A 23099-nucleotide genomic window follows, 5' to 3' on the forward strand; every position below is an offset into this window, starting at 1 on the left:
GACACAAAGGACAACCGATGACTGCCTCGCCCCGGACCGTGATTGCCGACGCCCTTTTTGCGGGTTTCGATGCCGATCTGTTTGTGACCGACCCGGACATCATCGCGTCTTACACGCGGGACCGGACCAGGGCCTATGTCGGCACCCCTCTTGCCGTCGCTCGCCCCCGCTCGGCGCAAGAGCTTTCGGCGCTTATGATCCGCTGCGCTGAACTCGGCGCCGGTGTCGTACCGCAAGGGGGCCTGACGGGTCTGGTGGGCGCGGCAGTCTCTGACCCTGACCGGCCAGAGGTCGTGGTGCTGCTTGACCGGATGAATGCCATCCGCTCGATTGATACGGTCGGCTTTGCGATGGTGGTCGAGGCCGGCTGCATCCTTGAAACCGCCAAGCTTGCGGCCGAAGAACAGGATTGCCTGCTGCCGATCACCTTTGGCGCTCAGGGGTCGTGCCGGATTGGTGGCAATGTCGCAACGAACGCTGGTGGGTTCAACGTCCTGCGCTATGGCATGACCCGCGATCTTGTTCTGGGGCTTGAGGTGGTCCTGCCCGACGGCAGGATCTGGAACGGCCTGAGAACCCTGCGCAAGGACAACCGCGGCTACGATCTTAAGCAACTGTTCATCGGCGCCGAAGGCACGCTTGGCATTGTCACCGCCGTGGCGCTGAAACTGTTCCCCAGACCAAGCCAGGTCGAGACCGCCCTTATCGGCCTGCACACGGTCGAGGACGCGATGGCGCTTTACGCCATGGCGCGGCGCAGTTGCAGTGACCTGCTTTCAGCCTTTGAGATCATGTTACGACCAGGTCTTGAACGCGGCCTTACCCATCGCCCCGAACTTTCTGACCCGCTGGAAACCCCCTGCCCGGTCTATATCCTTATGGAGTTGGCAGGTGGCGGCAGAGTCGATCTGCGTGCCCTTCTGGAAAGCTGCCTCGCGGATGCGGGTGACCTGCTGATGGACGGGGTGATCGCCATGAACAAAGCCCAGGCAGAGCGGCTATGGGCCTGCCGCGAGGCGATGGTTGAATCGCAAAGCCGCAGCGGGCCTTACCTTCGCACCGATGTTTCGGTGCCGATCGCACAGATCCCGGCCTTTCTTTCGGCCGCGCTTGAAACCCTGGCGCAGTCTTTGCCCGAAGGGCAACCGGTCACCTATGGCCATGTCGGAGACGGCAATATCCACCTCAATATCGTGCCACCCGCCGACTGGCCAGTCGAAGAGCGGAAAGCACTGTTTGCCCGCGCCGAAGAAATCATCTTCGGGACGGTCGATCAGTTCGGCGGCAGCATCAGCGCCGAACACGGGATCGGCAGATCGAAAAAACAGGCGTTCCTGCAACGCGTTGATCCGGTCACGCTGGACCTGTTCCGGCGTATAAAACGTGCAATTGATCCCGAAGCTTTGCTGAGCCGAGGCCGGATATTTGATCTGTAACCAGGTAGCGGCCGGCAATAACCTGCACCGCCGCCTGCCGTCCGTTTCAGGTTCTGATGCAGGATGGCTTTACTGTCATTGCCCAGGCAGACAGTGGCACGGACGTCATCGCGGCCCCGGGATCCGCAGCTTTCGGTCAAGCGACATGTGCGTGGGCACAGTGCTGCAAAAGAGGCCCTTGCGTCACATTGAACGGTCCTGACCAGGAGCCGCCCCTGCAGCTTTCAGGTGGCCTGCCTGCACAATAGTGTCCAACGCTGTCTCAACAGGCTCAAGAATGCCTGTGGGTTTTCATTGCTTACGCTGCGTCACCGGCTCTGCGGCATCTCGCTGACCAGCCCGCCTTGTCTGAGCGGACCTATGCAATATGATGGTTCAGGCATTCCAAACCTGGTTAAGGGGTTCCCCATGTTTTCGTCCGCCCGCTATACCGTTTTTGCTGGAACATGTATCACGGCAGTGATGGCATCAGCTGCGACAGTTCTTCACAGCGGCTGGTGGGCGCCATTGGCGATCAGCGCGACGGGCCTTTCTCTGCTGGGGCTGTGGGACATAAAACAGCGTCGGCATTCCATCCTTCGCAACTATCCGGTGATCGGTCACGTACGTTTCCTGATGGAATCGATCCGGCCTGAAATCCGTCAATACCTGATCGAAAGCGATCGTGACGAAGAGCCGTTCAGCCGTGAAGCCCGTGCGCTCGTCTATCAGCGATCCAAGGGCGTTGAGGACAAGCGGCCTTTCGGCACCACGCAAAACGTCTATGGCTCTGGCTATGCCTGGATCACCCATTCAGCCGTGCCGGTGACGATCAGTGACACCAATTTCCGGGTCAAGATCGGGGGGCCGGACTGTCGTCAGCCCTATGACGCCAGCATCTACAACATTTCCGCCATGAGCTTTGGCTCTCTGTCGGCAAATGCCGTGCTTGCGCTTAACCGGGGTGCGGAAAAGGGCGGTTTCGCACATGACACCGGCGAAGGGGGCATCAGCCGCTACCATCGGGAAGGCGGGGGCGATCTCATTTATCAGGTGGCCTCCGGTTATTTCGGCTGCCGGAATGAGGATGGCAGCTTCTCGCCCGAACGTTTTGCAAAGCAGGCCGCCGATCCTCAGGTAAAGATGATCGAGCTTAAGCTCAGCCAGGGGGCCAAGCCCGGTCATGGGGGCGTGCTTCCCGCCGCTAAGATCACGCCCGAAATTGCCGAAGCTCGTGGCATCCCGATGGGTGTCGATTGCATTTCACCTGCGGCCCACAGCGCATTTTCTACCCCGCTGGGGATGATGAGGTTCATCGGCCAGCTACGCGAGCTTTCAGAAGGCAAACCCGTCGGATTCAAGCTCTGTATCGGCCATCGGCGCGAGTTCATGTGCATGGTCAAGGCGATGCTTGAAACAGGCATCGTTCCCGATTTCATCGTCGTTGACGGGAAAGAGGGCGGCACCGGAGCCGCCCCGCTGGAGTTCACCAACCGGGTCGGCATGCCGATGCTGGAAGGTCTGAGTTTTGTTCACAACACCCTGCGCGGGGCAGGTATCCGTGACAGGGTCAGGATCGGGGCGGCCGGAAAGGTCATCTCGGCCTTCGATATAGCCCGGGCGCTGGCGCTGGGGGCGGACTGGTGCAACTCGGCCCGCGGGTTCATGTTCTCGATCGGCTGCGTTCAGGCACAGTCCTGTCATACGAACAAATGCCCGGTCGGGATTGCCACTCAGGATCCCCGCAGGCAGCGGGCGATTGACGTCGGGGACAAAAGTGATCGGGTTGCACGGTTCCACCGGAACACGCTTCACACCCTCGGCGAGCTGGCGGGCGCAGCCGGTCTGCATAGGCCCAGCGACTTCATGCCATATCACCTGATGTTCCGCCTCAGGGACAATGAGTTCACCGACGGCAACATCGCCAGCCCCTATCTGCCCGAAGGCTTTCTGGTATCGGGCGAGACCTATCCCGACCTTGCCGAATGGCACGACAGGTGGCACAGGGCATCGGCCGAAAGCTTTACTCCGCATGAAATCCCCACCGGAGCCTATCGGAGCGCCTTCCAGGCGGCATAATAAACGGTTGCGGTGCCCTCTTGCCGACGCTCACATCGTTGCAGGCGGGCCCTTTGGGCCTATGCCGGTGACCCCCAAGCCCTGTGCCCTTTGCCGGCAGGGCTGTGATGGGCGGTTCTTCACGCAGTGTTTCCGACACGAATGAAAGCTGGTTTCTTTGACACCCTAAGCCCCGGAAAATAGGCGCGATACCGACTGCTTTCATTGCCGCAACCTTCTGAGATCATCCCGGCGTTACGCGCCTGCGTCATTTTTCCAAAACGCTCCTCGGCAATTTGTGTGACACACACGAATCCACAGGCATGCGCTTCGGCTACTCGCCTTTATCCTGCGGCTATCCTGCAGCACGACCCATCCACCCGGCCGCCGTGGGTCTTCTGCCGGCCCAGAATCAGGGCTCACAACCACTATATGACGTTTGCGGCCAGGGTGCAGGCGGAGAGGGACAGGATCGGGCATCGGTCGTATCGGGTTTCGGCCAGTCCTTGAGGCGTGCGAACATGTTCTCGATCCGGTGGCGCAGGCGGTAGAGTCCGGTGTCATGCGGGATCGAGGTTTTCCGGCCGGTGCGGGGGGGGGATGCACGGCGAAATACCCGTCCCGATCAGCGCGTTGCGGGACCAGCCGGCATCAAGACCCCGGTCTGCAAGCAGCGCCCCGGCCGAAGGGATCGAGGACAGCAGCGCCCGCGTGCCAATGTAGCCGGAGGTCTGGCCTGCCGACAGGAGCATCCGGATCGGACGGCCCTTTGCATCCGCCAGGACGTGCAGTTTCGGGTTCAGACCGCCCCTTGGTCTGCCCGATCAGCCGTCGGCGACCCCTTTTGAACCGCCAGACTCGATGCGGTTCGATGGGCCCGGGCGTGGGTCGCGTCGATCATTACGATCCCGGTCTCCTGCGCTTCGGCAGCCTGTTCGGTCATGATCGTGGCGAACACGCCCATCCGGCTCCACCCGCTTCCAGCGGTTGCAGAGCGTCTTCGGCGGGCCATCGGCCGCAGGCGCGTCCTTTCACATCAACCCATTGCGCTGGATGAAGATTATCCCGCTCAACACCCGCAGGTCATCGGCCCTCGGCCTGCCCGGGACTTCGGAAAGAACGGCCGCAGCCGCTCAATCTGCGCGTCTGTCAGCCAGTAAAGTTCGCTCATGATCCCTCCCCAAGTCGGGAGTTTGAAGCATCCCGCCCGCCGGCATTCAAGAATATAGGTCCCAACTCAAGAAATGAGTATGGCGACGCTTGTGTGATTGCAGCGGCGTTGTTGCAGACGTCCCCGGCAAGCAGGATTTCCATGTAGAATTCATGGGTTTAATAGTCTGTCATGACCCGGCCTGACCCGAGCCACTACCGCACGACGAACTGGAAGTCCTACAACGATGCGCTCAGGCGGCGCGGGTCTTTGCTGATCTGGCTGGACAAGGACATGGCCTGGCGCGCACCGAAGGCCGGGTGCAACGGTCGGCCGCCGGTATTCAACGATGCCCCCATCCAATTCTGCTTGATGGTGAAAGCCCTGTCCGGACTGCCGCTACGACAAACGACCGGGATCGCGGTCGCGGCGATCCGCACACCGATCATCCGTAAGCTGAAACAGGGCACTCCCGGCCAGTTGGGCGCGATCTCGCGCGCATTGGCCGAGGCTGCGGACGGGATTATTCGCCTTGCTGACCGACCTTGCGGATCGGAACAGGCCGCCTGAGGCCGCCGCCATCCGGTATCGGCTCCCAGCCGATCAGGGTGGCCCGATCAAGCTGAGCATGGAAAAGCAGATGCTCAACGATTTTCACCTTGCGCATATCTTCGGGATATCCTTCGCCGCCCATCTGGCGTGAGGGGAAAAAACCGAAGATCTCGCCAGGCTCAAGACGGCCAAGCCGGTTCGAGGCTGAGGTGAACAAGTGATAGTCCGTATACTCTTCGTCCATATCACGGGCGAGATTGTAACCGCGATTCCGCAAGTAATGGGCAACGAAAAAATCTGGCGTCATTGTGCCAAACTGAACATCAGGTAGCGGTTCAGGTCCGTGAACGTCTACTGTTGCGTTATCGAAGGCTGTCAAATCTATTTCACAGGCTTGATTTTTTGCGCTCCAAGCCTGAATTCTTCCATCATAAGCATAAATATAACAGTCAAACTCATCTGCCGAATATTCGGGATCTCCTTCGAACACAGCTTCCAGAACTGGCCGGAGCAGTTCGGGATCACAGAGCCATGCATAGCCTTGCAGCAATGCACCCCGCCCGTTCTTGACCCAAAAATCCAGCAGCCCGTCCGGTAGTCTCCCGCGATAGCGCTCCGCTTCTGATTGGCTGACCGGTTCGACAAAATCCATCGGTCCCAGCACATCAAGAATATCATCGAACGGATGACTGCGGTCTGTTGGTCCGTAATCCTGCAAATTCATGCCACTGAAATCGACGCCGATCTCATCGTTCATAGCGGTTTTCCTTCTGCATCCATGCCGCGACCGGGGCAGACCCGTAGTCACGCATTCATTTTAGGATAGCTATTGGCCTGCAAACGGGTAACATCGCTCATCGAGCAGAGAAGTTGAGAGAGTCGCGGGAAGGTTGTGGGTAACACTATGGCTGCCGTCCGACTTTTCTGCGTGGCACCAGCGTTCCGAAGCCTCCTTGTTCACCCTCGGGCTGGACATAATCGTAGAGCGTCGGCGGTGACAGCGAAGCCAGCATGACCAGATGCTCGATCAGCGGCAGCTTTTGCAGGTTCCTGACGGGGTAATCACCAGAGGCCGAATAGGCGGGAACGAAGCCATAGATTTCGCCAGGAGCCAGTTCGCCAAGATTTTCCAGCGCCCAGGGGAATAGTGGGGTTCCGTCCTCATCATTGTAGTCGAGGCGATGGGCTCCAATGGATATCCCTGAATAGTAGACACCCATGAATTCGGACTGCGGGAACTCGGCCTGCGGACCACGCCATCTGACTGTGTCAAAGGGCAAATTAATAGTCATCGATCTCCCCCCCCCCATGGCGGCATCGATCATACCGAGGGCGTTATATCCGAACGGGATCAGATCATCGACATTGTATTCAGGGTCGCCCGCGAAGACCTCTTCCAGAACTGGACGAAGATAGTCTGGATCGCATACCCAATATTGCCCTTTGCTCAGCGAGCCCCAGCCCTCTTCCGCCCAATAGCGCAGCAGCAGTTCGGGCACACGGGGCCGCCAGTGAGCAAGCTGTTCTTCCGCGGGGAATCGTCGATGGGCGGGAGGGCCAAAGCTTTGCACAAGATCGTTGTAAGCATCCAAATCGGTGAACTCGACCATTACTCTTCTCCTTCAGCGCCCGCGATCTACACATATCTCAAGTACAACCTGCACCGAGGGACAGCCGTTTCTTTGCTGTTCCATGGCGTGGTTTGCCAGCCGCTGCGATCTGCCGCCCCGCCATTGCGATCCCATCGAGCTGTTCTCGTTGAGGCCGCCAATGCGGTCTCGCAGCGGGATCGACGGATCGGCAACCGAGGTATAGAGCCCACCCGCGATCATGTCCGGATTGTGCAAGGCGGCAACGGTTTTCATATGGGCGTCAAGCTCCGCTCTAGCGTGCCCGCCATAGGTGCGAACGAACTCTGGCAGCTTTGCGTTATAATATTCAGCGCGCGTTTCCGCCTGCAACGGCTCGGACAGCTTGCGCATGCCTTCGGGATTGGCGAGATAGGCGCCACGGTTGCCCAACATCTCGCCCGGCGTCATCGCGTTCAGCGCCCGCTCCTGCAACTTCAATTGCCGGCGGAACTCGGTGCGATCCACATCGGGACTGACCGGCATGAAGCAGATCAGCTGAACCTTGCAGCGCGGGCGTTCCGCATCCTCGTCCACGCGGACGTTATCTGGAAACGGGACGGGCTGGGGTCGGGCGGCAGGATCTTCCGCCGGGGCTTGCTTGCGCTCGCGATGATGTTGCAGTTCCTCATGATACCAGTCACGGACGCGATTGTTGTGCGTCGCGTCCCACGGATCAAGAAGGTCGGTTGCCGTATCGTGCAGCTTCTTCTCGAAGTCATCGGCATCCCGGCTTGGAAACGGAATGGTAGGCGAGGACCTCATGTCCATTGTCAGGACGCTGAAGATAGCCCCCTTCCTTCCGAAGCGCCCAAGGCGTTGCCAGAAGCTGTATCCTGCCGTCGGAGATACGGGCGGCGGCCGCTTCCATTGCGGGATGTCCGGCCTGATGACCTGCCCTGGGGGGCGTGGGGAAGGTGTTGACGGGCGAGGCGCGGGGATAGAGGGTCTCGTTGCGGGCTGAGCCCCACCTTGCTGGGCAGGTACGGCACGCACTTGCGCTTGCGCATATTGCGCCCAGTTCCCCGACGCATCCACCAGCCTGATCGACCCCGGCAGCGGATCATCATCCTCTGGGGCCGCAAATGTGCGCGTATCCCTGACGAAGATCGCCTCGCCGACCGTATTGCGGTTGTTCATGTAGAACCGGTCGAGATGGCGGATGACGTGACTGCCCTCGGCGCGGACCTGTGCGGCGTGGGTGATCGGCTCGCTGATGCCGCCGACGGTGCCGGACTTGATGCCCTTGCCCACGCCCGGCTCATCGCCGTGGACGTGGCTGGTGTGTGACCGCATCACCCACCCGACCGGCAGGCCTGCCGTTGATGAACACCGAGCCGGAGACGCCCGACAAGACGCGTGGATGCGCCGGGGCCGGACAGCTCGGGCAGCCATGCGGGCCGTAGGCATCGCCTTGACGCAAAGCCGCAATCCCGTCGATGTTCACATCCGGCGAAGCCTCGATGCCCGGTGTTGGCGGGAAATGGCAGCCATGGCCGGAGCCGATATCGCCAAGACGCATGGAGGGGGGACATTAGGTTTTCTCCGAACTGCCCACGATTATTTCATCAATCATCAATATACTCTACGCCGACAAATAGGAACGATACAGCTTCCATATTTTCGTCTACGGAAACGAAAGCACTTTTTGAAATTGGAAACCAAGTTTCATCCTGCTGCTTCGAAAATGACAAAAGGATGTCAATCTTACCGTCCTGACGAGGAAACGCGGTAGTTTTTATGATATCTACGTTGTAATTTCCTTCACAATAACCGTCCACCAAGGCCAATCTACTTCGATCTACATTTTCGACAACAGGCTTCCGGCTAAATTCATAGGAAATATCAATTTTATTTCTGAAAGCGACGCTTGTTATTTTACCGAAGTCAGTGCATATTATGTCAATGACCTCCCCCAAAGAATCCTGAATTATGATTTTAAAATCATCTCGTAAATTGAAAAGTGTATGGATTTTTTCGCTATGCCAAACATGATTTGCCGTGTAATAAAAACTATAATACCGGTCATATGTACTCTTGGCACACGGCAACGGTTCTTCAGTTAACTCGACCCTCATGTCAATTCACTTATACAAGAAATGCATTATTGCCATATCCCTATCCCGTATGACCACCTCTAGCGTCCTCGTTCTCACCTGTCCCGTAGCAGATGTTACCGTTTTTATTGGAATCTCATAACGGAAAAGGCCGGCGATACCTTTAGGGTCAGGGGTTTTGCGTCCATATCGGAACGCCAAATAAAGGATTTGGGTCGGTACGTATCTACCCGGCTCTCCCATATACCGAAGAGTAGTGGCCGTGAACTTGAATATTTCCCGCGTAGTTAGAACCCTGAAGGACACCTTCAGGGCCGTAACCGCCGATTGGGTGATCAGTCCTGATCCGACACCGATCACTATACTTCTGGCGATTCTGGTACCGCCACCAACAATAACGGATCTACCTCCGCTAAAAATGGCGCGGATACTGGTCCCACCCACGAAAAACAAGATTACGTTTTCGAGTGGATAAACTGTCTGTATAGGCGGGTCGTAAATATCCCACCTAGAGACCTCATTCCCCTCAATATCATATGTTATATAAGGGGCCCATCTCTTGTTTTCTTTTGGAACGCCAGGATCGATCCAATGGAAACCTATAACCGCGTTCTCTTCCTCGTCAAAAACCGGAACAGATCCCGACCTAACGTTAGGTGGAAGATAATAAATTATCTCTTCTTCATCAGCATTGTAGCCGTTGACGTTAGCTTCGACCGCAATCTCTTCCCCTGTGTAATCCATATTAATTAAGGTCGATTCTCTTACCGTTGATAATAACGTGAACTCCATTTATCATGATCGTTCCGTCTGAGGTGAGCTGAATGGAAGACTTTCCGCTTGTGATGCTAATCACGTCTTTCGCGTCCTGCATTATGGCTGATCTCGCCGAAAACATCATCGATCTTGAAGATGTTGTCTTGTCACGGGTTACGATCTCGGTCGCGTTGCCGCCGATTCGGTTCCACGTATCACCCCTCACATTCATCGTGTAAGAACCGTTGCCCTTACTCTCGTTCGCAATGACAGTGAAATCGTGAGCATATTCGGAGAACGCGGAGAACACGCCGCCCTCGATCTCTACAGCTTCCCTCTCGCCGCTTGCCATACCTATCACCACCTTCATGTCCCCACTGATTGTGGTGGTTGCGTTGCCGCCGACGTCCGTGCGCAGATTTTTGTCAACGATTTCCTTCGCGCTCCTTCTGATCTTTGAGACACGGTCCCTTCCCACGAACTCTACTGAATCGCGCCCAATCATGTGAGACGCATCGTTCTCAATCTCGGTATTCATGTCCTTTTGGGCATGCATGAAGATCTCTTCGGCACCCGCCTGATCTTCGAAGCGAAGCTCGTTGAAGCCGCGCCCGGTGCCCTTGCCGTCATGGGTGTTGGTCCTGAATGTGCTGCGCGTCTTGTGCTTGGGCAGCTCATACGGCACGCCGTTCTTCCCGTTGAAGACATTCCCCGTGACGATTGGCTTGTCCGGATCGCCCTCGAGGAATTCGACGACGACCTCCATGCCGATGCGGGGGATGACCATGCCGCCCCAGCCTGCTCCGGCCCAGTTCTGCCACACCCGGCAGCGCATCGAATGCGCGGCATCAAGGTCCCAGTGGAACCGCACCAGGATGCGGCCGTATTCGTCGCAGTCGATCTCGCCCTCGCCCACCACCATCGCCGTCTGCGGGCCATGCACCACCGGAACATGCGTGCGCCGCGGGGGTGCCATCGGAGCCGTGTCGGGCATCAGCACGTAGCTGCCCGTAAAGGCATAGCCGTCACTGCCCTGACCACCCGAGCCATAGGCCTCAGACACGAAGTGGTGCGATGCTGACAGGCACAGGTAGCTCTCGCCCGTGCCGGGGATCCGGTCGCCCGACAGCATCACCCGCCTGCCAGACCGCAGGCTCAGGCAATCGCCCACCGCCCGGTTGCGACGGTCCGCTCCACGTTCCTGCGACGTGCGCAGGCCCGCCACGATCTTGCCCACGTCCTGCGCCGGATAATCGCCGGGCCAGTCGAAGCTCTCGATCTGGCCCTGCGCATGGGCGGCATCGCCCAGCCGGTCGACCTCCATCGCCTGGTCAGGATGCTTGAAGTTATAGTCGGTCAGCCGGATCGCCCCGGTGGTGATGTTGCGCTCGGGCGTCATATATAAGACCGACAGGAGCATCCGGATCGGACGGCCCTTTGCATCCGCCAGGACGTGCAGTTTCGGGTTCAGACCGCCTCTTGGTCTGCCCGATCAGCCGTCGGCGACCCCTTTTGAACCGCCAGACTCGATGCGGTTCGATGGGCCCGGGCGTGGGTCGCGTCGATCATTACGATCCCGGTCTCCTGCGCTTCGGCAGCCTGTTCGGTCATGATCGTGGCGAACACGCCCATCCGGTTCCACCGCTTCCAGCGGTTGCAGAGCGTCTTCGGCGGGCCATCGGCCGCAGGCGCGTCCTTTCACATCAACCCATTGCGCTGGAAGAAGTTATCCCGCTCAACACCCGCAGGTCATCGGCCCTCGGCCTGCCCGGGACTTCGGAAAGAACGGCCGCAGCCGCTCAATCTGCGCGTCTGTCAGCCGGTAAAGTTCGCTCATGATCCCTCCCCAAGTCGGGAGTTTGAAGCATCCCGCCCGCCAGCATTCAAGAATATAGGTCCCAACTCAAGACCCAGCCTCGCGCCTTTTTATCCCAATTCTTTAATACCGAGACCGGCAAACCATCGCGACCTCTGGCGCTGCCCAGTATTAACAGGAGACATAAATGGCAGGGCAGATGGCAAATCGTAACCATCTGCCCTGTTTTAATTCGACAGGCTGACTGTCTTGGAAAGCGGGTATGGCCTAGCCCCAGCTCATCTCGCCTTTAGCGACCTTGGCGCCAATATCCAGCGCCACGGCCATGCCAGCATCGGGATAGCGTTTGGTCATCGCCTCGATAAGCGCCGCGCTGTCAGCCGCTTTGGCAAGCTCTTCTTCAAAGGCCAGCAGATACTCACGCGTATGCTGCAGAGCCTCCTGACCGGTCGCCGCGTCGGGCGCCATATGGCCGGGCACCAGCACCTTGGGCTGACGCGCCTCGATGGTGTCAAGCGCCTTGAGCCATGCCGCGCGGTTCTCGGCGCTCGGCGTGTCGGCCGTCCAGACATGCAGGCCCGAGAACACCAGGACACCGCCAAAGACCGCGCCCAGATCCGGCACCCACAGGTAGCGGCGATTGGCAAGGCCCTCAACATCGACGATCTCGATGGCATGACCTTCCAGATCAAGCGCAGGCTCGTCAAAAGCGACGGGCATCACCACATCGGCCACGGTTTGTGGTCCGTTGTCCTTAAGCTGAGGGCCCCATGCCTCAAGCTTTTTCTCAAGGTTTCCCTTGATTGCCTCGACTGTGGCCGATGCAGCGATAACACGCGCCTCGGGAAACGCCGCCTTGACCGGGGCAAGACTGAAATAATAGTCCGGGTCGCTTTGGCTGACATAGATCGTCGTCAGGGTCTTGCCCGTGGCACGGATCGCCTCGGCCAGCGCCTGCCCGTCCGACAGGCGGAAACCGCCGTCGATCAGGATCGCCTCATGTTCGCCCGAAAGCAGAACCGGGGCGCGGAAGAACCCGCCCTCATCCGTCGGGAAGTGCTGCCATGACAGGGGTGAGCCTGCGGCCCGGCTGGCATAGCCAGAGGCGGTGGCGGCAAGGCCGGCCGCAGCCAGCGTTTTCAGGGTGTCTCTGCGAGTCAGCATGATATGTCCTCTGGGTAAAATTTCAGAAAGTAAGATCGCGTCAGGCCGCCAGCTGGCTGACAAGCGCCTGAGGGTCGGTGTAGATCGCCGGGCTTTGCAGGATCCGGCGTTGGCCAGCCGTCTCGGTGATAAAGTTCGGTACGCCACGCGCGCCGAACTGTTGCATCAAGGCGCGCGCCCGGCCCGAGCGTTCGCGCAGCACATCAAGCAAGGCTGCATCAGGGGCGGCAAGACGCTGGGCCGCGGCATCAAGGCCAGCCGCGCGCAGCACCCCCGCCAGCACCTCAAGCGAGGTCACATCCTGCCCGTCCACATAGCGCGCATGCTGGATGGCCTTAAGCGCCGCCAGTTCCTGCTGAGGACCGGTCAGCGCAACAGCGGTCAGGGCGACAGTGGCAGGGCCGCTGTCAAACAGGCGCTGGCGATCACCCAGCACCTGACGGCGGTAACGCTCGGTAAAGGGCTGACCGGTCAGGCGTTCGATACGCTGGTCGTTTGTCCAGGCATATGCGGCGAAATCATCGTCCATCGGTCGCGCGCCCTCGCCGGCAAACAGAGCCGTCGGCAGCAGCGTGACTGTTACGCCGGTCGTCTGGTGCAGGCACGCCACGGCCGGGGTCGCGCCATAGCACCAGCCGCACAGGGGATCATAAAGGTAATAAAGCGTCGTCATCGGGCTGCCTCCTTGCCGATGCTAATTTAGAGGCGCTCTATTGAAAATTAAACGCATACAAGACAAACATAGTGTATGGAAAAAGCATACAATGACACAGGCGAAACCGGCTTGGGGCTCAGCAATCTGCGCCGGCTTGCCTATTTCGCTGCCGTGGTCGAGACGGGCTCATTCACCGCCGCCGCCGACAGGCTGGGGATCACCAAGGCCGTGGTCAGCCAGCAGGTCGCGCGGCTTGAGCGTGAGTTTCGCACGACCCTGCTGGTGCGCACGACCCGCAAGGTCAGGACGACCGAGGCCGGACAGTCTTTTTATCAACGCTGCGCCCTGATCCTGCGTGAGGCAGCCGATGCCTTTGACGAGCTTGCAGACAATTCGGAAGCGCCGGTGGGCACGCTGCGTCTGACCGCTCCATTCGATTATGGCATCAGCGTGGTGGTTCCCGCGATCACCGCCTTTACTCAGAAATACCCAAGGTGCAAGGTCGATGCGGTGCTTAGCGATCAGGCTCTGGACATCGTTTCCGGGGGCTTTGAGCTGTCGATCCGGGTGGGCTGGCTGGCCGAATCCGGCCTTCAGGCGCGCAGGATCGGCACCTTTCGCCAATTGCTCGTCGCGCCCCCGACCATGCGTGCCGAGGCAGAGGCCCTGACCGAGCCGCGAGAGGTCGAGGATCTGCCCTTTATTGCCAATACCGCCCTGCGCGATCACCTGCGCTGGCGATTTGCCAAGAATGAGATCGAGAGCCAGACGGTCAACCTGCGCGCCTCGATCTTTCTTGATGCGACGCTGGCGGTGCGTGCCGCTGTGCTGGAGGGGACGGGGCTGTCGGTGCTGCCCGACTTTGCCGTGGCCGGGGATGTGGCGGCGGGCCGGCTAATTCACGTTCTGCCGGGGTGGAGCCTGCCCGCAGGCGGCATCCATGCCGTGTTTCCCGCCGCGCGTTTCAGACCCGTCAAGGTCAGAGCGTTCGTCGAGTTGCTAAGCGCACAAGAGCAGCGGCGCAGCAACGCCCGGACATCCAAAGGTTAGGTCGTCACGGGCCACAAAACTCCCGGCCTGCCCGCGGCCCGGTCACCGAGCTATAGCTCGGCGCTGCCCGGCAAAGCCGCAGCAAGTGCGTTGATGGCAAGGCGCGCGCGCAAAGGCAGATGGGGCGTATCGGGCCACAGCGCATAGGTCCGGAACACGAACCGGGGAAGGTCATCAAGCAATGGTACCAGCCGCCCTGCCCGCACCCGGTCACGGATCAGCCAGCACGGCAACCACGCAAGGCCGTGCCCGGCCTCGACCGCATCAGCGATAGCCTCAAGATCGTCAAAGCGCAGGCGGCTTGGCGGCGTCACCTCGCGCAACTGCCCCCCTGGCCCGGTCGGAAACTGCCATGTCCGTATCCGGCCCGTACGGCCATAAAGAACGGCCTGATGCGCCACCAGATCGTCAACGGTTTCAGGGGCTCCATGCATGGAAATATAGTTCGGCGATCCGCAAACGGTCATGCGTTGCAGGCTGATCGTTCGTGTCATCAGCCCCGCACCCGGCCCAATATCGCCATTCCTGATCGCAAGATCGAAACCGTCCTCGACAATATCGACGAGCCGGTCAGTGAAAGACAGGTCCAGCTCCAGCTTGGGATGATCCGCCGCCAATTGCGCAAGGACAGGCGCAACGCACCACCGTCCGAACAGAACCGGCGCGGATACGCGCAGCCGCCCCGACACCTCACGCCGACCAGACTCCAGCGCGGTTTCACCGGCGCGAAGCTCTTCCAGCGCGCGGACGCAGCGTTCGTAATAGACCTGCCCGTCCTCGGTCAGGCTTTGGCTGCGGGTCGTGCGATGAAACAGCCTGACTTCCAGCCTTGCCTCAAGCCGCGCGATGGCCTTGGCAACGGCCGAGCGTGTCAGACGCAACCGGTCCGCAGCGGCCGAGAAGCTGCCGCATTCCACCGCAGCGACGAACACATCCACACCGGACAGCGAAACATTCATGATTGTCATCCAAATGGAAACGATCAAAGGAACCTTTATCACCACTGACAACCATTCTTCAACGATATGCTGCGCTCTCAACTGCAAAGGAGCTTGTGATGTCGCAGAGGATGAAGCGTTGGGAGATGGGCCAGAACGGCCGTGACGCGCTTGAACTGAAAGAGGTCCCGATTCCCGAGCCCCGGGCAGGAGAGGTTCTGGTCAAGGTCGCCGCGGTTTCACTGAACTACCGCGACAAACTGATGATCGAAAGCGGGATGGGTATGCCGCTGGAGTTCCCCTTTACGCCCGGCTCGGATCTGGCAGGCACGGTGGTCGCTGTGGGAGAGGGCGTCACCCGACTTGCCAAAGGTCAACGGGTCATCTCGACCTTCTCACCGGACTGGCTTGACGGGACACCCCCGGGCAATGCGCGCACGCCCTCTTATCGTGCCTTGGGGGGTGCCTATACCGGCGTTCTTGCCGAATATATCGCGCTTTCGCAGGATTGGCTGGTTCGCGCACCGGAAACGCTGTCGGATGCCGAGGCCAGCACACTGCCATGCGCGGGGCTGACCGCCTGGTTCGCCCTGATCGAAAAGGGCAGGCTGCAAGCAGGCCAGACCGTGCTGGTCGAAGGCACGGGCGGTGTGGGGCTGTTCGCCCTGCAAATCGCCAAAGCCCATGGCGCGCGGGTGATCGTCATCTCTGGCAGTGACGACAAGCTTGCAAAGGTCAGCGCCCTTGGGGCCGATCACGGCGTCAACCGCAATGCCGGGGATTGGGTCGAGGCGGTTTATAAGCTGACCTCTGATCATGGCGCGGACCATATCGTCGAACTCGTCGGCGGCCCGCATCTGGCCAAAGCGTTTCAGGCCGTCGCGGTCAACGGAAAGATCTACCAGATCGGCGTGCTCGAAGGCTTTGACATCGCGTCCCCGGCGGGACCGCTGATGCTGAAGAATGCCGAACTGCACGGCATCAGCGTCGGTCACCGTCGCGCACTGGAGGATCTGGTCGCAGCCACGGACAAGGCCGGGATCAAGCCGGTCATCGACAGGCGCTATCCGCTAGCGGAATTGCAAGCCGCCCTGGATCATCTGGACCGCGGCGCCTTCGGCAAGATCGTCATTGATCTGGAGGGCCGGTGACATGACCGCACTTCAGGGCCGGATCGCCATTGTCACCGGCGCGTCGAAAGGGATTGGCGCCGGAATCGCGCAGGCTTTGGCTGATGCCGGGGCCAGTGTTGTGGTGAACTATGCCGGCAACCAGACCGACGCCGGGCGTGTGGTCCATAAAATCACCGACGCCGGCGGACGGGCAGTTGCCATTCAGGCGGATGTGTCAAACCGCAAAGATGTCGAACGCCTTTTCAGCCAAACCATGGCCGTGCTTGGCGCCCCGGATATCATCGTGAACAACGCCGGTGTCTTTTCCTTTCAGCCACTGGAAGAAATCGCCGAGGCCGAGTTTCACCGTCAGTTCGACGTCAATGTCCTTGGCACGATCCTGATTGCGCAAGAGGCGGCCAAGCACTTCCCGGCCTCGGGCGGGTCGATCATCAACATCGGCTCGACCGCCAGTGCCAATCCCGAGGCGAATTCGGCGATCTATTCCGCAAGCAAGGCCGCGGTCGACACGGTTTCCCGCGCACTGGCGCAAGAGCTGGGACCGCGAGGCATCCGCGTCAACACGCTGGCGCCGGGTGGTGTCGAAACAGAAGGCACGCGCGCCAATGGCCTGATCGGCAGCGACGCGGAACGGCAGATCATCGCAGCAACCCCGCTGGGCCGGTTCGGACAACCTGCTGACATTGGCAGGGTCGCGGCTTTTCTCGCCTCTGACGCGGCGGGCTGGATCACTGGTGAACGGATCGTCGTCTCGGGCGGGTTCCGGTGACAGCGCCGATCCGCCGGGCACACCTGAAACGGCAAGCGGCCGCATAACCGGGGCCGCTTGCCATAGCTGGGGCGGCTATGCCCGGTGACGCTCAATCTCGGTCACCGCATGACGGGCCAGCGCCAGCAAGGCGGCCCTGGACGCCCCGTCCTGCGCCTGAACGGACATGCCCTGGATCATCGCGCCGACAAAGCGCGCCAGAGCCTCGGGATCTGTCCCGGGGCTCAGCTGCCCCTCGTCAATCCCGCGCTCGACCCGCGCCCGGATAAGGGCCAGCGTCGCGCCGCGAAGGCCCGAGACATGGCGCGCCACCGGCTCATTCTCGGTCGCGCAAGTCAGCACGGCGGTCGAGATCATGCAGCCATGCGGGCGGCCCTTTTTGGTGAACTCTTCCGCTGCTTCGCTTAGCAGCCGGGTCAGCGCAATCACGGCGTCGCCCTCGGCCAGGGCCGCAACGGTCGAGGCCCCGACGTGATCCTGATACCACTGAAGCGCCTCGCGATAGAGATCGGCCTTAGAGGTAAAGGCAGAATACAGGCTTTGCGGCGTGATCCCCATCACCGCTGTCAGATCGGCGATCGAGGCCCCTTCGTAACCAAGCCGCCAAAATGTCTCTGCCGCCTTGGCCAAAGCCTCGTCGCGGTCAAAGGCACGCGGACGGCCGCGCGGACGTGAGGCGGGTTTTGCATTTTTCGCAATGGTCACTCTGGAAATATCCCTTCGCTGGCGCTATTCAGGAATGATCACTCTTTATATACGAGGTTACCTTGCCATGCGCATCCCCCTTGTCGCCGCCGCGCTGACCTCTGCCACAACTGCCTTTGCCGGACCGACGCTGGAAACCCGCCTTGATCAGGCAATCGACAGCGCGCTTGCCGAAAAGCGAATCGTCGGCGCCGTCGTTCTGGTCGCCAAGGATGGCGAGATCGTCTATCACCGCGCCGCCGGCCATGCCGACCGTGAGGCCGGGGGCGAAATGCACGAAGACGCGATCTTCCGCCTTGCCTCGGTCACCAAGCCTTTTGTGACGGCTGCCGCGATGCGGCTGGTCGAGGAAGGACGCCTTGACCTCAACGCGCCCGTCACGCGCTGGCTGCCGGAGTTTCGCCCCGCCCTGCCGGATGGCTCGACACCGGAAATCACCATTCATCAGTTGCTCACCCATACCTCGGGGCTGGGTTATGCGTTTCTGGAGCAGGCGGACGGCCCTTATCACCGGCTTAACATCTCGGACGGGCTGGACCAGCCGGGGTTGTCGCTGACGGAAAACCTGTCGCGCCTGTCGGCGGCCCCGTTGCATTTCGCCCCCGGCACAGGCTGGCGCTATTCGCTAGGTATCGACGTGCTTGGAGGCGTGCTGGAACAGATCGAGGGCCAAAGCCTGTCCGAAATCGTCCGCGATAAGGTGACCGCGCCGCTGGGGCTGACGGATACCGACTTTACGGTGCGCGACCCCGCACGCCTGGCCAAGCCTTATGCGGACGGAACCCCCGAGCCGGTGCCGATGACGGACGGGATGGCGGTGCCCTTGATGGATGTCGCCGCGGTTTTTGCACCGTCGAGGATTCTCGACAGCAATTCCTATCAGTCGGGCGGCGCGGGCATGGCTGGGACAGCGTCAGATGTTCTGCGCTTTCTTGAGGCAATCCGGACCGGCGGCTCACCCATCCTGAAGCCTGAAACCGTCAAGCTGATGGTCAGCGATCAGGTCGGAACCGACGCCGAAACGCAGGGACCTGGCTGGGGTTTCGGCTATGGCTGGGCAGTGCTGGCGGACCCTGCCCCAAGCGGCACACCACAAGCCGCGGGGACATTGCAATGGGGCGGCGCCTACGGTCATTACTGGTTCGTCGACCGCAAGAACGGCCTGTCAGTAGTCGCTTTGACGAATACCGCGTTCGAGGGCATGAGCGGCAAGTTCATCACCGATATCAGAGACGCGGTTTACGACTAAACGGCCCGCCCCGCCAAAAGAATAGCCCTGGCCCCGCCAAGACCGCCGGCGGGGCCATGACACGATCAGTTCGCCGCGCCGATTGCGCTCAGCCCGGCAGCGGCGCAGGCCGCGTCGATATCACCCGAAGGCGCGCCACCGACGCCAATGCCGCCGACCAGCGCCTCACCAATGCGGATCGGCAGGCCACCGGCCTGAATGACCATACGCGTATCCATATCGCGCAGACCGGCATTTTCAGGGTTCGAGGCGATAAAGCCCGCCAGCCCAGCCGTATCGCGCCCCATAGCAGCCGAGGTGAAGGCCTTGCCGGTCGCGCTGGAGCCCGTATGCGGGCCCGATCCGTCGGACTTAAGCAGAACCTTGGTCGCCCCGTCGCGCGCCACAATGGCAACGCTGACATTATGGCCGTCGGCGACACATGCCTGCACGGCGGCATCAGCGGCCTTGACCGCCAGATCAAGGGGCAGATAGGGCGCGCTTGGCAACTCCTGCGCCTGAACGGCCAGGGGGGTCAGCAGGGCGGCGGCAACAACGGAAAGACGGATCATCGGAATCTCCTGTCATTTGTGATGACAGAGAACTAGTCTCCACGGTCTGGGCTGAGTATTCGTAGAGCTGGCAACGATATCCGTAGAACTACGGAGAGGGTCTGCCCTCTAGCCACAGCCGGGTCATCTCGGCCTGCGAGGTGGTGCCAAGCTTGCCGCCGATGGCTGCGCGGTGGCTTTCTACCGTGCGCGGGGACAGGCCCAGTGCCCCGGCAATCTGCCGGGTGGTGAAACCGGCCGCGATACGTTCCAGAACCTCTGTTTCACGCGCGGTCAGGGTCGATAACAGCGCCAGGGTTTCTGCCAGCTCGGCGCGACGATCCAGCTGGCGGTCAAGCGTCTCTTGCGCTTTCTGGATCGCATCAATCAGGTCCTGTTCATCGACGGGTTTTGACAGAAAATCGACGGCACCATTGCGAAAGGCGCGGCGGCAGGCCTCGATATCGCCATGGCCTGATATCATAATCGTCGGCCAGTCGATCGCCAGATCCGCCAGCCTCTCCTGCAGTTTCAGGCCCGAGATGACCGGCATGCGGATGTCAAAGATCAGGCAGCCCGGATCCAGTTGCGGCAAACGGCCAAGAAATGCCTGCGGGTCGGCAAAGCCGGTCACCGGGATATCGACGGTGGACAACAGCAGCGTCAGTGCCTGACGCACGGCCGCGTCGTCATCGACCAGATAGACAGGATGGGTCATGACCCGCTCTCCAGTGGCAGGGTGATGCGGAAACAAGCGCCCTCGGCGCTGTCCAGCAACACGATTTCGCCCCCGGCGCGTTCGACCAACCGCTGGCTAAGCGCAAGGCCAAGCCCGGTGCCATCGGGCCGGGTGGTGGTGAAAGGGGTGAAAAGCCGTTCGCGCAGATCCGGAGCGATGCCGGGGCCATTGTCGCTGATCGTCAGCTCGGCGTTTCCGTCCCTGGTCCGCAGGGTCGCGCGGATCTGCCCGGCGCTGCCGTCCCCAAGCGCCTCAAGTGCATTGCGCAGCAGGTTGAAGGCGACCTGCTCCATCTCGACCGGATCGGCACGAACAGGGACCGCCGCGGCGGGCAGATCGAAATGCAGGGCCGCACCCCGTGCCGCCGCCTGCCCGGTCAACAGGGAGGCGACGTTGCGCAGAGCGTCGCGCAGATCGAACGCCCGCACGGGCGCTGCTTGCGGGCGCGACCAATTGCGAAACCGCTCAAGAATGGCTGAGGCACGGCGGGCCTGCGTCACCGTATCTTCAAGCACGGAGGCCAGCCGCCTGTGATCATCGCGCGCCAAAAGCCGCCTGCCCGCCTGCGCCTGGGCCAGAATGGCGGTCAGGGGCTGGGTCAGCTCATGCGTCAGACCACTGGCCAGCTCGCCCATCGCATTGACGCGCGCCGCATGGGCCAGCCGCGAGTCGATCGCGCTGAGCCGGGCCTGTTCCAGCGCCAGTCCTGCACGCCGCCGCTGGCGCAGGAGCGCCAGTGCGCCAAGACCCGCCCCGCCCGCCGCAAGCAGGATAAGCGCGCTGCGCAGCGGGGGAAACAACTGGGTCAGAGCGATGCGGCGCGAGGTTTCCAGCCGCAAAGGTTGCGAGGCACTGCCAAGGGCTTTCGCCTCGGCGATCTCGGCCAGCGCGCCACGCCGGTACAACGGGGTACCGTCCGGCAGCGACAGGGCCAATCCGACGCCGGGCTGATCCCAGAACGCCCCCGCCTCATCCAGCAAGCCAGCGGCGTTTATGGACAGGGCCAGACCGTAACGCGCCGCGTCCGAATTGGGGCTGCGCTTGACCATGATGTAATGCTGAGCCCGCCCCGGGTCAGGCAAAAGCGCGATTTCACCCTGCGAAGTCGCCGCCGCGGCGGCGATCTGTTGTGCCAGCGGGGGCTCAACCGGCGCCCCCACCCTTTTTCCCGGCCCCAAGGGCACCAAAGAGATTGCGGTGATCCGCGGATAAAAGCGCGAGATGCTGCCAGCCACCTCAAGAAACAGCCGCTGCCCGGGATCTTTGCTCGCCACCGCAATCGCAGACAGCGCCGTCAGATGCGCGTCATGCTGATCGGCCCGTTGCGAGGCAAGGCGGTGTAGCACAGCGGTCTGTTGCGCCAGTTCGTCCATCAGCGCGCGGCGCTCTGCCATGCCCATCACCGCCAAGACCAGCGCAAGCAGCCCCACCCCAGAAAGGGCAAGCTTTATCGGGTTTTCCAGAAACGAGGTGGCACGTGTCATCTTCGCAATTTTACAGGTTCAAGCGTTAAGGGAAATGCCCGTGATACGATTCCCCTGACGGCGGCACAGCACCGGGTCTGGCGCCTTTATCCATAAGAAAATCTCATGCCAAAAGTGAGATATGATCGTTTGTGGTGATTGGTCATTTTGCCATAACTGGCACTCGGCGGTCATGAACGTGAACGCTACAAGTCGAACCGAGCAGAGACATGAATATTAATTATCAATGCGCGGGCACTGGCCCGTTCGCAACTGGCCGCGGATTGCCTGCAAGGACAGGCAAGCCCACCGCCCCGACCGGTATCGCCAGTGAGATGCGCCGGGACCAGTTTGCAGTCATGAGGAAACCCTGAAAATGAAGATCATCCATATCGCCCTTGCCACCCTGTTGACGCTGGCGGCAGGTCCTGCCGCAGCCGAGGACCCCGTTACCGCCGCTGTCCGGCAGGCTGAAACCGAGCTTAAGGCCCGGGTGGGTTATGCCCAGCTTGACCTGCGTTCGGGCAACGTCACGGGTTATCGCGAAGACGAACGTTTCCCGATGCTGAGCACCTTCAAGGTGCTGGTCTGCGGCGCGGTTCTGGCGCGTGTCGATGCCGGGAAAGAGGACCTCGCGCGGCATATCAACTATCCTGCCACGCAGCTGGTCGATTACTCGCCCGTCACCGAAAAGCACGTGGATGACGGCATGACCCTGTCCGCGCTTTGCGAAGCTGCAATCACGATGAGCGACAACACGGCGGGTAATCTGTTGCTTGAGGCGGTGGGCGGCCCCGAGGGTCTGACCAGTTTCCTGAAGGCCACAGGCGATAATATCGGCCGCCTGGACCGCTGGGAGACCGAACTGAACAGCGCGATCCCCGATGACCCCCGCGACACGACCACGCCAAACGCGATGGCAAAAACCCTGCACCGGCTGCTGTTTGGGGATGTTTTGTCCGATCAGTCCCGCGATCAGCTGCTGAACTGGATGCAGAATGATCGGGTCGCCGATGCTTTGCTGCGCGCGGCGCTGCCGCAGGGCTGGTATATCGCCGACAAGTCCGGGGCGGGCGATCGCGGCGCGCGCGCCATCGTCGCTGCCTTGGGACCAAACGGCGCGCCCGAACGGATCATGGTTATCTATATGACGGAAACCGATGCAGCTTTGGACGAACGGAATGCCCAGATCGCCAAAATCGGCAAGGCGCTGATCGCGAACTGGTAACAGCTCGCGGACAGCCCGGGCAACCGGGCTGGCAACGGCCCCTT

General features: G+C 60.9%; 21 protein-coding genes and 3 pseudogenes. 8 read left to right on the forward strand and 16 right to left on the reverse strand.

What is annotated here, in order from left to right:
• The first annotated feature begins 17 nt into the window (after positions 1-17).
• Complete coding sequence (locus tag M511_RS04950; protein WP_085501522.1) at positions 18-1436, forward strand: FAD-binding oxidoreductase; 1419 nt, start codon at positions 18-20, stop codon at positions 1434-1436.
• A 408-nt stretch (positions 1437-1844) separates the two neighbouring features.
• On the forward strand, positions 1845-3494 hold the full coding sequence (locus M511_RS04955; RefSeq protein WP_040601769.1) for an FMN-binding glutamate synthase family protein: 1650 nt from the start codon (positions 1845-1847) through the stop codon (positions 3492-3494).
• Between the two features lie 407 nt (positions 3495-3901).
• Here the strand turns inward: M511_RS04955 and M511_RS04960 are convergent.
• Positions 3902-4644 (reverse strand): annotated as a pseudogene (locus tag M511_RS04960) (IS5 family transposase).
• A 171-nt stretch (positions 4645-4815) separates the two neighbouring features.
• On the opposite strand from M511_RS04960, the pseudogene M511_RS04965 reads away from it, so the two are divergent.
• Positions 4816-5058, forward strand: a pseudogene (locus M511_RS04965) (transposase); the annotation flags it as partial.
• A gap of 88 nt (positions 5059-5146) precedes the next feature.
• Here M511_RS04965 and M511_RS04970 read toward each other — a convergent pair.
• The 10 genes and pseudogenes from M511_RS04970 to M511_RS05010 all read right to left on the reverse strand — a co-directional run bounded on the left by M511_RS04970 (position 5147) and on the right by M511_RS05010 (position 13269).
• Positions 5147-5932 carry a GAD-like domain-containing protein gene (locus tag M511_RS04970; RefSeq protein ID WP_085501523.1) on the reverse strand — a complete coding sequence of 262 codons (786 nt, stop codon included), beginning with the start codon at positions 5930-5932 and terminating at the stop codon, positions 5147-5149.
• Between the two features lie 145 nt (positions 5933-6077).
• Positions 6078-6785, reverse strand: a complete 708-nt coding sequence (locus M511_RS04975) for a GAD-like domain-containing protein (RefSeq protein ID WP_085501524.1) — start codon at positions 6783-6785, stop codon at positions 6078-6080.
• Between the two features lie 12 nt (positions 6786-6797).
• Positions 6798-8099 (reverse strand): polymorphic toxin type 15 domain-containing protein, encoded by a 1302-nt coding sequence (locus M511_RS04980; RefSeq protein WP_085501525.1) that lies wholly within the window; start codon positions 8097-8099, stop codon positions 6798-6800.
• A complete protein-coding gene (locus M511_RS04985) occupies positions 8065-8325 on the reverse strand; it encodes a PAAR domain-containing protein (RefSeq protein WP_085501526.1) in 261 nt (86 codons plus the stop codon). Before M511_RS04985 ends, M511_RS04980 begins: the two co-directional genes overlap by 35 nt.
• Before the next feature lie 46 nt (positions 8326-8371).
• Positions 8372-8881, reverse strand: coding sequence for a hypothetical protein (locus M511_RS04990; RefSeq protein ID WP_139824532.1), 510 nt, complete (start codon positions 8879-8881; stop codon positions 8372-8374).
• A 6-nt stretch (positions 8882-8887) separates the two neighbouring features.
• The gene (locus tag M511_RS04995) at positions 8888-9652 is read right to left on the reverse strand and encodes a hypothetical protein (RefSeq protein ID WP_139824533.1); all 765 of its coding nucleotides are present in this window, start codon (positions 9650-9652) and stop codon (positions 8888-8890) included.
• Entirely contained in the window at positions 9606-11036 is a 1431-nt protein-coding gene (locus tag M511_RS05000; protein WP_336245875.1) for a type VI secretion system Vgr family protein, read from the reverse strand. Before M511_RS05000 ends, M511_RS04995 begins: the two co-directional genes overlap by 47 nt.
• A pseudogene (locus tag M511_RS19115) lies at positions 11025-11453 on the reverse strand (transposase); the annotation flags it as partial. The gene M511_RS05000 and the pseudogene M511_RS19115, both read right to left, overlap by 12 nt.
• Before the next feature lie 246 nt (positions 11454-11699).
• Positions 11700-12596, reverse strand: coding sequence for an MBL fold metallo-hydrolase (locus M511_RS05005; protein ID WP_085501528.1), 897 nt, complete (start codon positions 12594-12596; stop codon positions 11700-11702).
• Between the two features lie 40 nt (positions 12597-12636).
• A complete protein-coding gene (locus M511_RS05010) occupies positions 12637-13269 on the reverse strand; it encodes a DsbA family protein (protein ID WP_085501529.1) in 633 nt (210 codons plus the stop codon).
• A gap of 111 nt (positions 13270-13380) precedes the next feature.
• Between M511_RS05010 and M511_RS05015 the strand changes: the two genes are divergently transcribed.
• Positions 13381-14301, forward strand: a complete 921-nt coding sequence (locus M511_RS05015; protein ID WP_221397285.1) for a LysR family transcriptional regulator — start codon at positions 13381-13383, stop codon at positions 14299-14301.
• A 50-nt stretch (positions 14302-14351) separates the two neighbouring features.
• Here M511_RS05015 and M511_RS05020 read toward each other — a convergent pair whose 3' ends face one another.
• A complete protein-coding gene (locus M511_RS05020) occupies positions 14352-15260 on the reverse strand; it encodes a LysR family transcriptional regulator (protein WP_085501531.1) in 909 nt (302 codons plus the stop codon).
• A 98-nt stretch (positions 15261-15358) separates the two neighbouring features.
• On the opposite strand from M511_RS05020, the gene M511_RS05025 reads away from it, so the two are divergent.
• Positions 15359-16390 (forward strand): zinc-dependent alcohol dehydrogenase family protein, encoded by a 1032-nt coding sequence (locus M511_RS05025; protein ID WP_085501532.1) that lies wholly within the window; start codon positions 15359-15361, stop codon positions 16388-16390.
• A gap of 1 nt (position 16391) precedes the next feature.
• The gene (locus tag M511_RS05030) at positions 16392-17141 is read left to right on the forward strand and encodes an SDR family NAD(P)-dependent oxidoreductase (protein ID WP_085501533.1); all 750 of its coding nucleotides are present in this window, start codon (positions 16392-16394) and stop codon (positions 17139-17141) included.
• A 75-nt stretch (positions 17142-17216) separates the two neighbouring features.
• Here M511_RS05030 and M511_RS05035 read toward each other — a convergent pair whose 3' ends face one another.
• Complete coding sequence (locus M511_RS05035) at positions 17217-17846, reverse strand: TetR/AcrR family transcriptional regulator (protein WP_085501534.1); 630 nt, start codon at positions 17844-17846, stop codon at positions 17217-17219.
• Between the two features lie 67 nt (positions 17847-17913).
• Here M511_RS05035 and M511_RS05040 point away from each other — a divergent pair, with 67 nt between their 5' ends.
• Positions 17914-19095 (forward strand): serine hydrolase domain-containing protein, encoded by a 1182-nt coding sequence (locus M511_RS05040; RefSeq protein ID WP_085501535.1) that lies wholly within the window; start codon positions 17914-17916, stop codon positions 19093-19095.
• A 65-nt stretch (positions 19096-19160) separates the two neighbouring features.
• On the opposite strand, the gene M511_RS05045 is transcribed toward M511_RS05040, so the two are convergent.
• The 3 genes from M511_RS05045 to M511_RS05055 form a co-directional block, all read right to left on the reverse strand.
• Complete coding sequence (locus tag M511_RS05045; protein ID WP_085501536.1) at positions 19161-19646, reverse strand: GlcG/HbpS family heme-binding protein; 486 nt, start codon at positions 19644-19646, stop codon at positions 19161-19163.
• A gap of 88 nt (positions 19647-19734) precedes the next feature.
• A complete protein-coding gene (locus tag M511_RS05050; protein WP_085501537.1) occupies positions 19735-20343 on the reverse strand; it encodes a response regulator transcription factor in 609 nt (202 codons plus the stop codon).
• On the reverse strand, positions 20340-21848 hold the full coding sequence (locus tag M511_RS05055; protein ID WP_240547539.1) for a sensor histidine kinase: 1509 nt from the start codon (positions 21846-21848) through the stop codon (positions 20340-20342). Before M511_RS05055 ends, M511_RS05050 begins: the two co-directional genes overlap by 4 nt.
• 355 nt (positions 21849-22203) lie before the next feature.
• Here M511_RS05055 and bla point away from each other — a divergent pair, with 355 nt between their 5' ends.
• Positions 22204-23055 carry a class A beta-lactamase gene (bla, locus tag M511_RS05060; RefSeq protein WP_085501538.1) on the forward strand — a complete coding sequence of 284 codons (852 nt, stop codon included), beginning with the start codon at positions 22204-22206 and terminating at the stop codon, positions 23053-23055.
• Positions 23056-23099 lie beyond the last annotated feature (44 nt).

The sequence above is a fragment of the Paracoccus sp. J56 genome, assembly GCF_019633685.1.
Lineage (GTDB): Bacteria > Pseudomonadota > Alphaproteobacteria > Rhodobacterales > Rhodobacteraceae > Paracoccus > Paracoccus kondratievae.

Bases quoted from the DNA above. Each gene is read 5' to 3' on its own strand.
- M511_RS04980 (WP_085501525.1), bottom strand. From the start codon at position 8,099: ATGCGGTCACACACCAGCCACGTCCACGGCGATGAGCCGGGCGTGGGC.
- M511_RS04975 (WP_085501524.1), bottom strand. From the start codon at position 6,785: ATGGTCGAGTTCACCGATTTGGATGCTTACAACGATCTTGTGCAAAGC.
- M511_RS05045 (WP_085501536.1), bottom strand. From the start codon at position 19,646: ATGATCCGTCTTTCCGTTGTTGCCGCCGCCCTGCTGACCCCCCTGGCC.
- M511_RS05005 (WP_085501528.1), bottom strand. From the start codon at position 12,596: ATGCTGACTCGCAGAGACACCCTGAAAACGCTGGCTGCGGCCGGCCTT.
- M511_RS04970 (WP_085501523.1), bottom strand. From the start codon at position 5,932: ATGAACGATGAGATCGGCGTCGATTTCAGTGGCATGAATTTGCAGGAT.
- M511_RS05020 (WP_085501531.1), bottom strand. From the start codon at position 15,260: ATGAATGTTTCGCTGTCCGGTGTGGATGTGTTCGTCGCTGCGGTGGAA.
- M511_RS05050 (WP_085501537.1), bottom strand. From the start codon at position 20,343: ATGACCCATCCTGTCTATCTGGTCGATGACGACGCGGCCGTGCGTCAG.
- M511_RS04955 (WP_040601769.1), top strand. From the start codon at position 1,845: ATGTTTTCGTCCGCCCGCTATACCGTTTTTGCTGGAACATGTATCACG.
- M511_RS04995 (WP_139824533.1), bottom strand. From the start codon at position 9,652: ATGGAGTTCACGTTATTATCAACGGTAAGAGAATCGACCTTAATTAAT.
- M511_RS05030 (WP_085501533.1), top strand. From the start codon at position 16,392: ATGACCGCACTTCAGGGCCGGATCGCCATTGTCACCGGCGCGTCGAAA.
- M511_RS05040 (WP_085501535.1), top strand. From the start codon at position 17,914: ATGCGCATCCCCCTTGTCGCCGCCGCGCTGACCTCTGCCACAACTGCC.
- M511_RS05055 (WP_240547539.1), bottom strand. From the start codon at position 21,848: ATGACACGTGCCACCTCGTTTCTGGAAAACCCGATAAAGCTTGCCCTT.
- M511_RS04990 (WP_139824532.1), bottom strand. From the start codon at position 8,881: ATGAGGGTCGAGTTAACTGAAGAACCGTTGCCGTGTGCCAAGAGTACA.
- M511_RS04985 (WP_085501526.1), bottom strand. From the start codon at position 8,325: ATGCGTCTTGGCGATATCGGCTCCGGCCATGGCTGCCATTTCCCGCCA.
- M511_RS04950 (WP_085501522.1), top strand. From the start codon at position 18: ATGACTGCCTCGCCCCGGACCGTGATTGCCGACGCCCTTTTTGCGGGT.
- bla (WP_085501538.1), top strand. From the start codon at position 22,204: ATGAAGATCATCCATATCGCCCTTGCCACCCTGTTGACGCTGGCGGCA.
- M511_RS05010 (WP_085501529.1), bottom strand. From the start codon at position 13,269: ATGACGACGCTTTATTACCTTTATGATCCCCTGTGCGGCTGGTGCTAT.
- M511_RS05000 (WP_336245875.1), bottom strand. From the start codon at position 11,036: ATGCTCCTGTCGGTCTTATATATGACGCCCGAGCGCAACATCACCACC.
- M511_RS05025 (WP_085501532.1), top strand. From the start codon at position 15,359: ATGTCGCAGAGGATGAAGCGTTGGGAGATGGGCCAGAACGGCCGTGAC.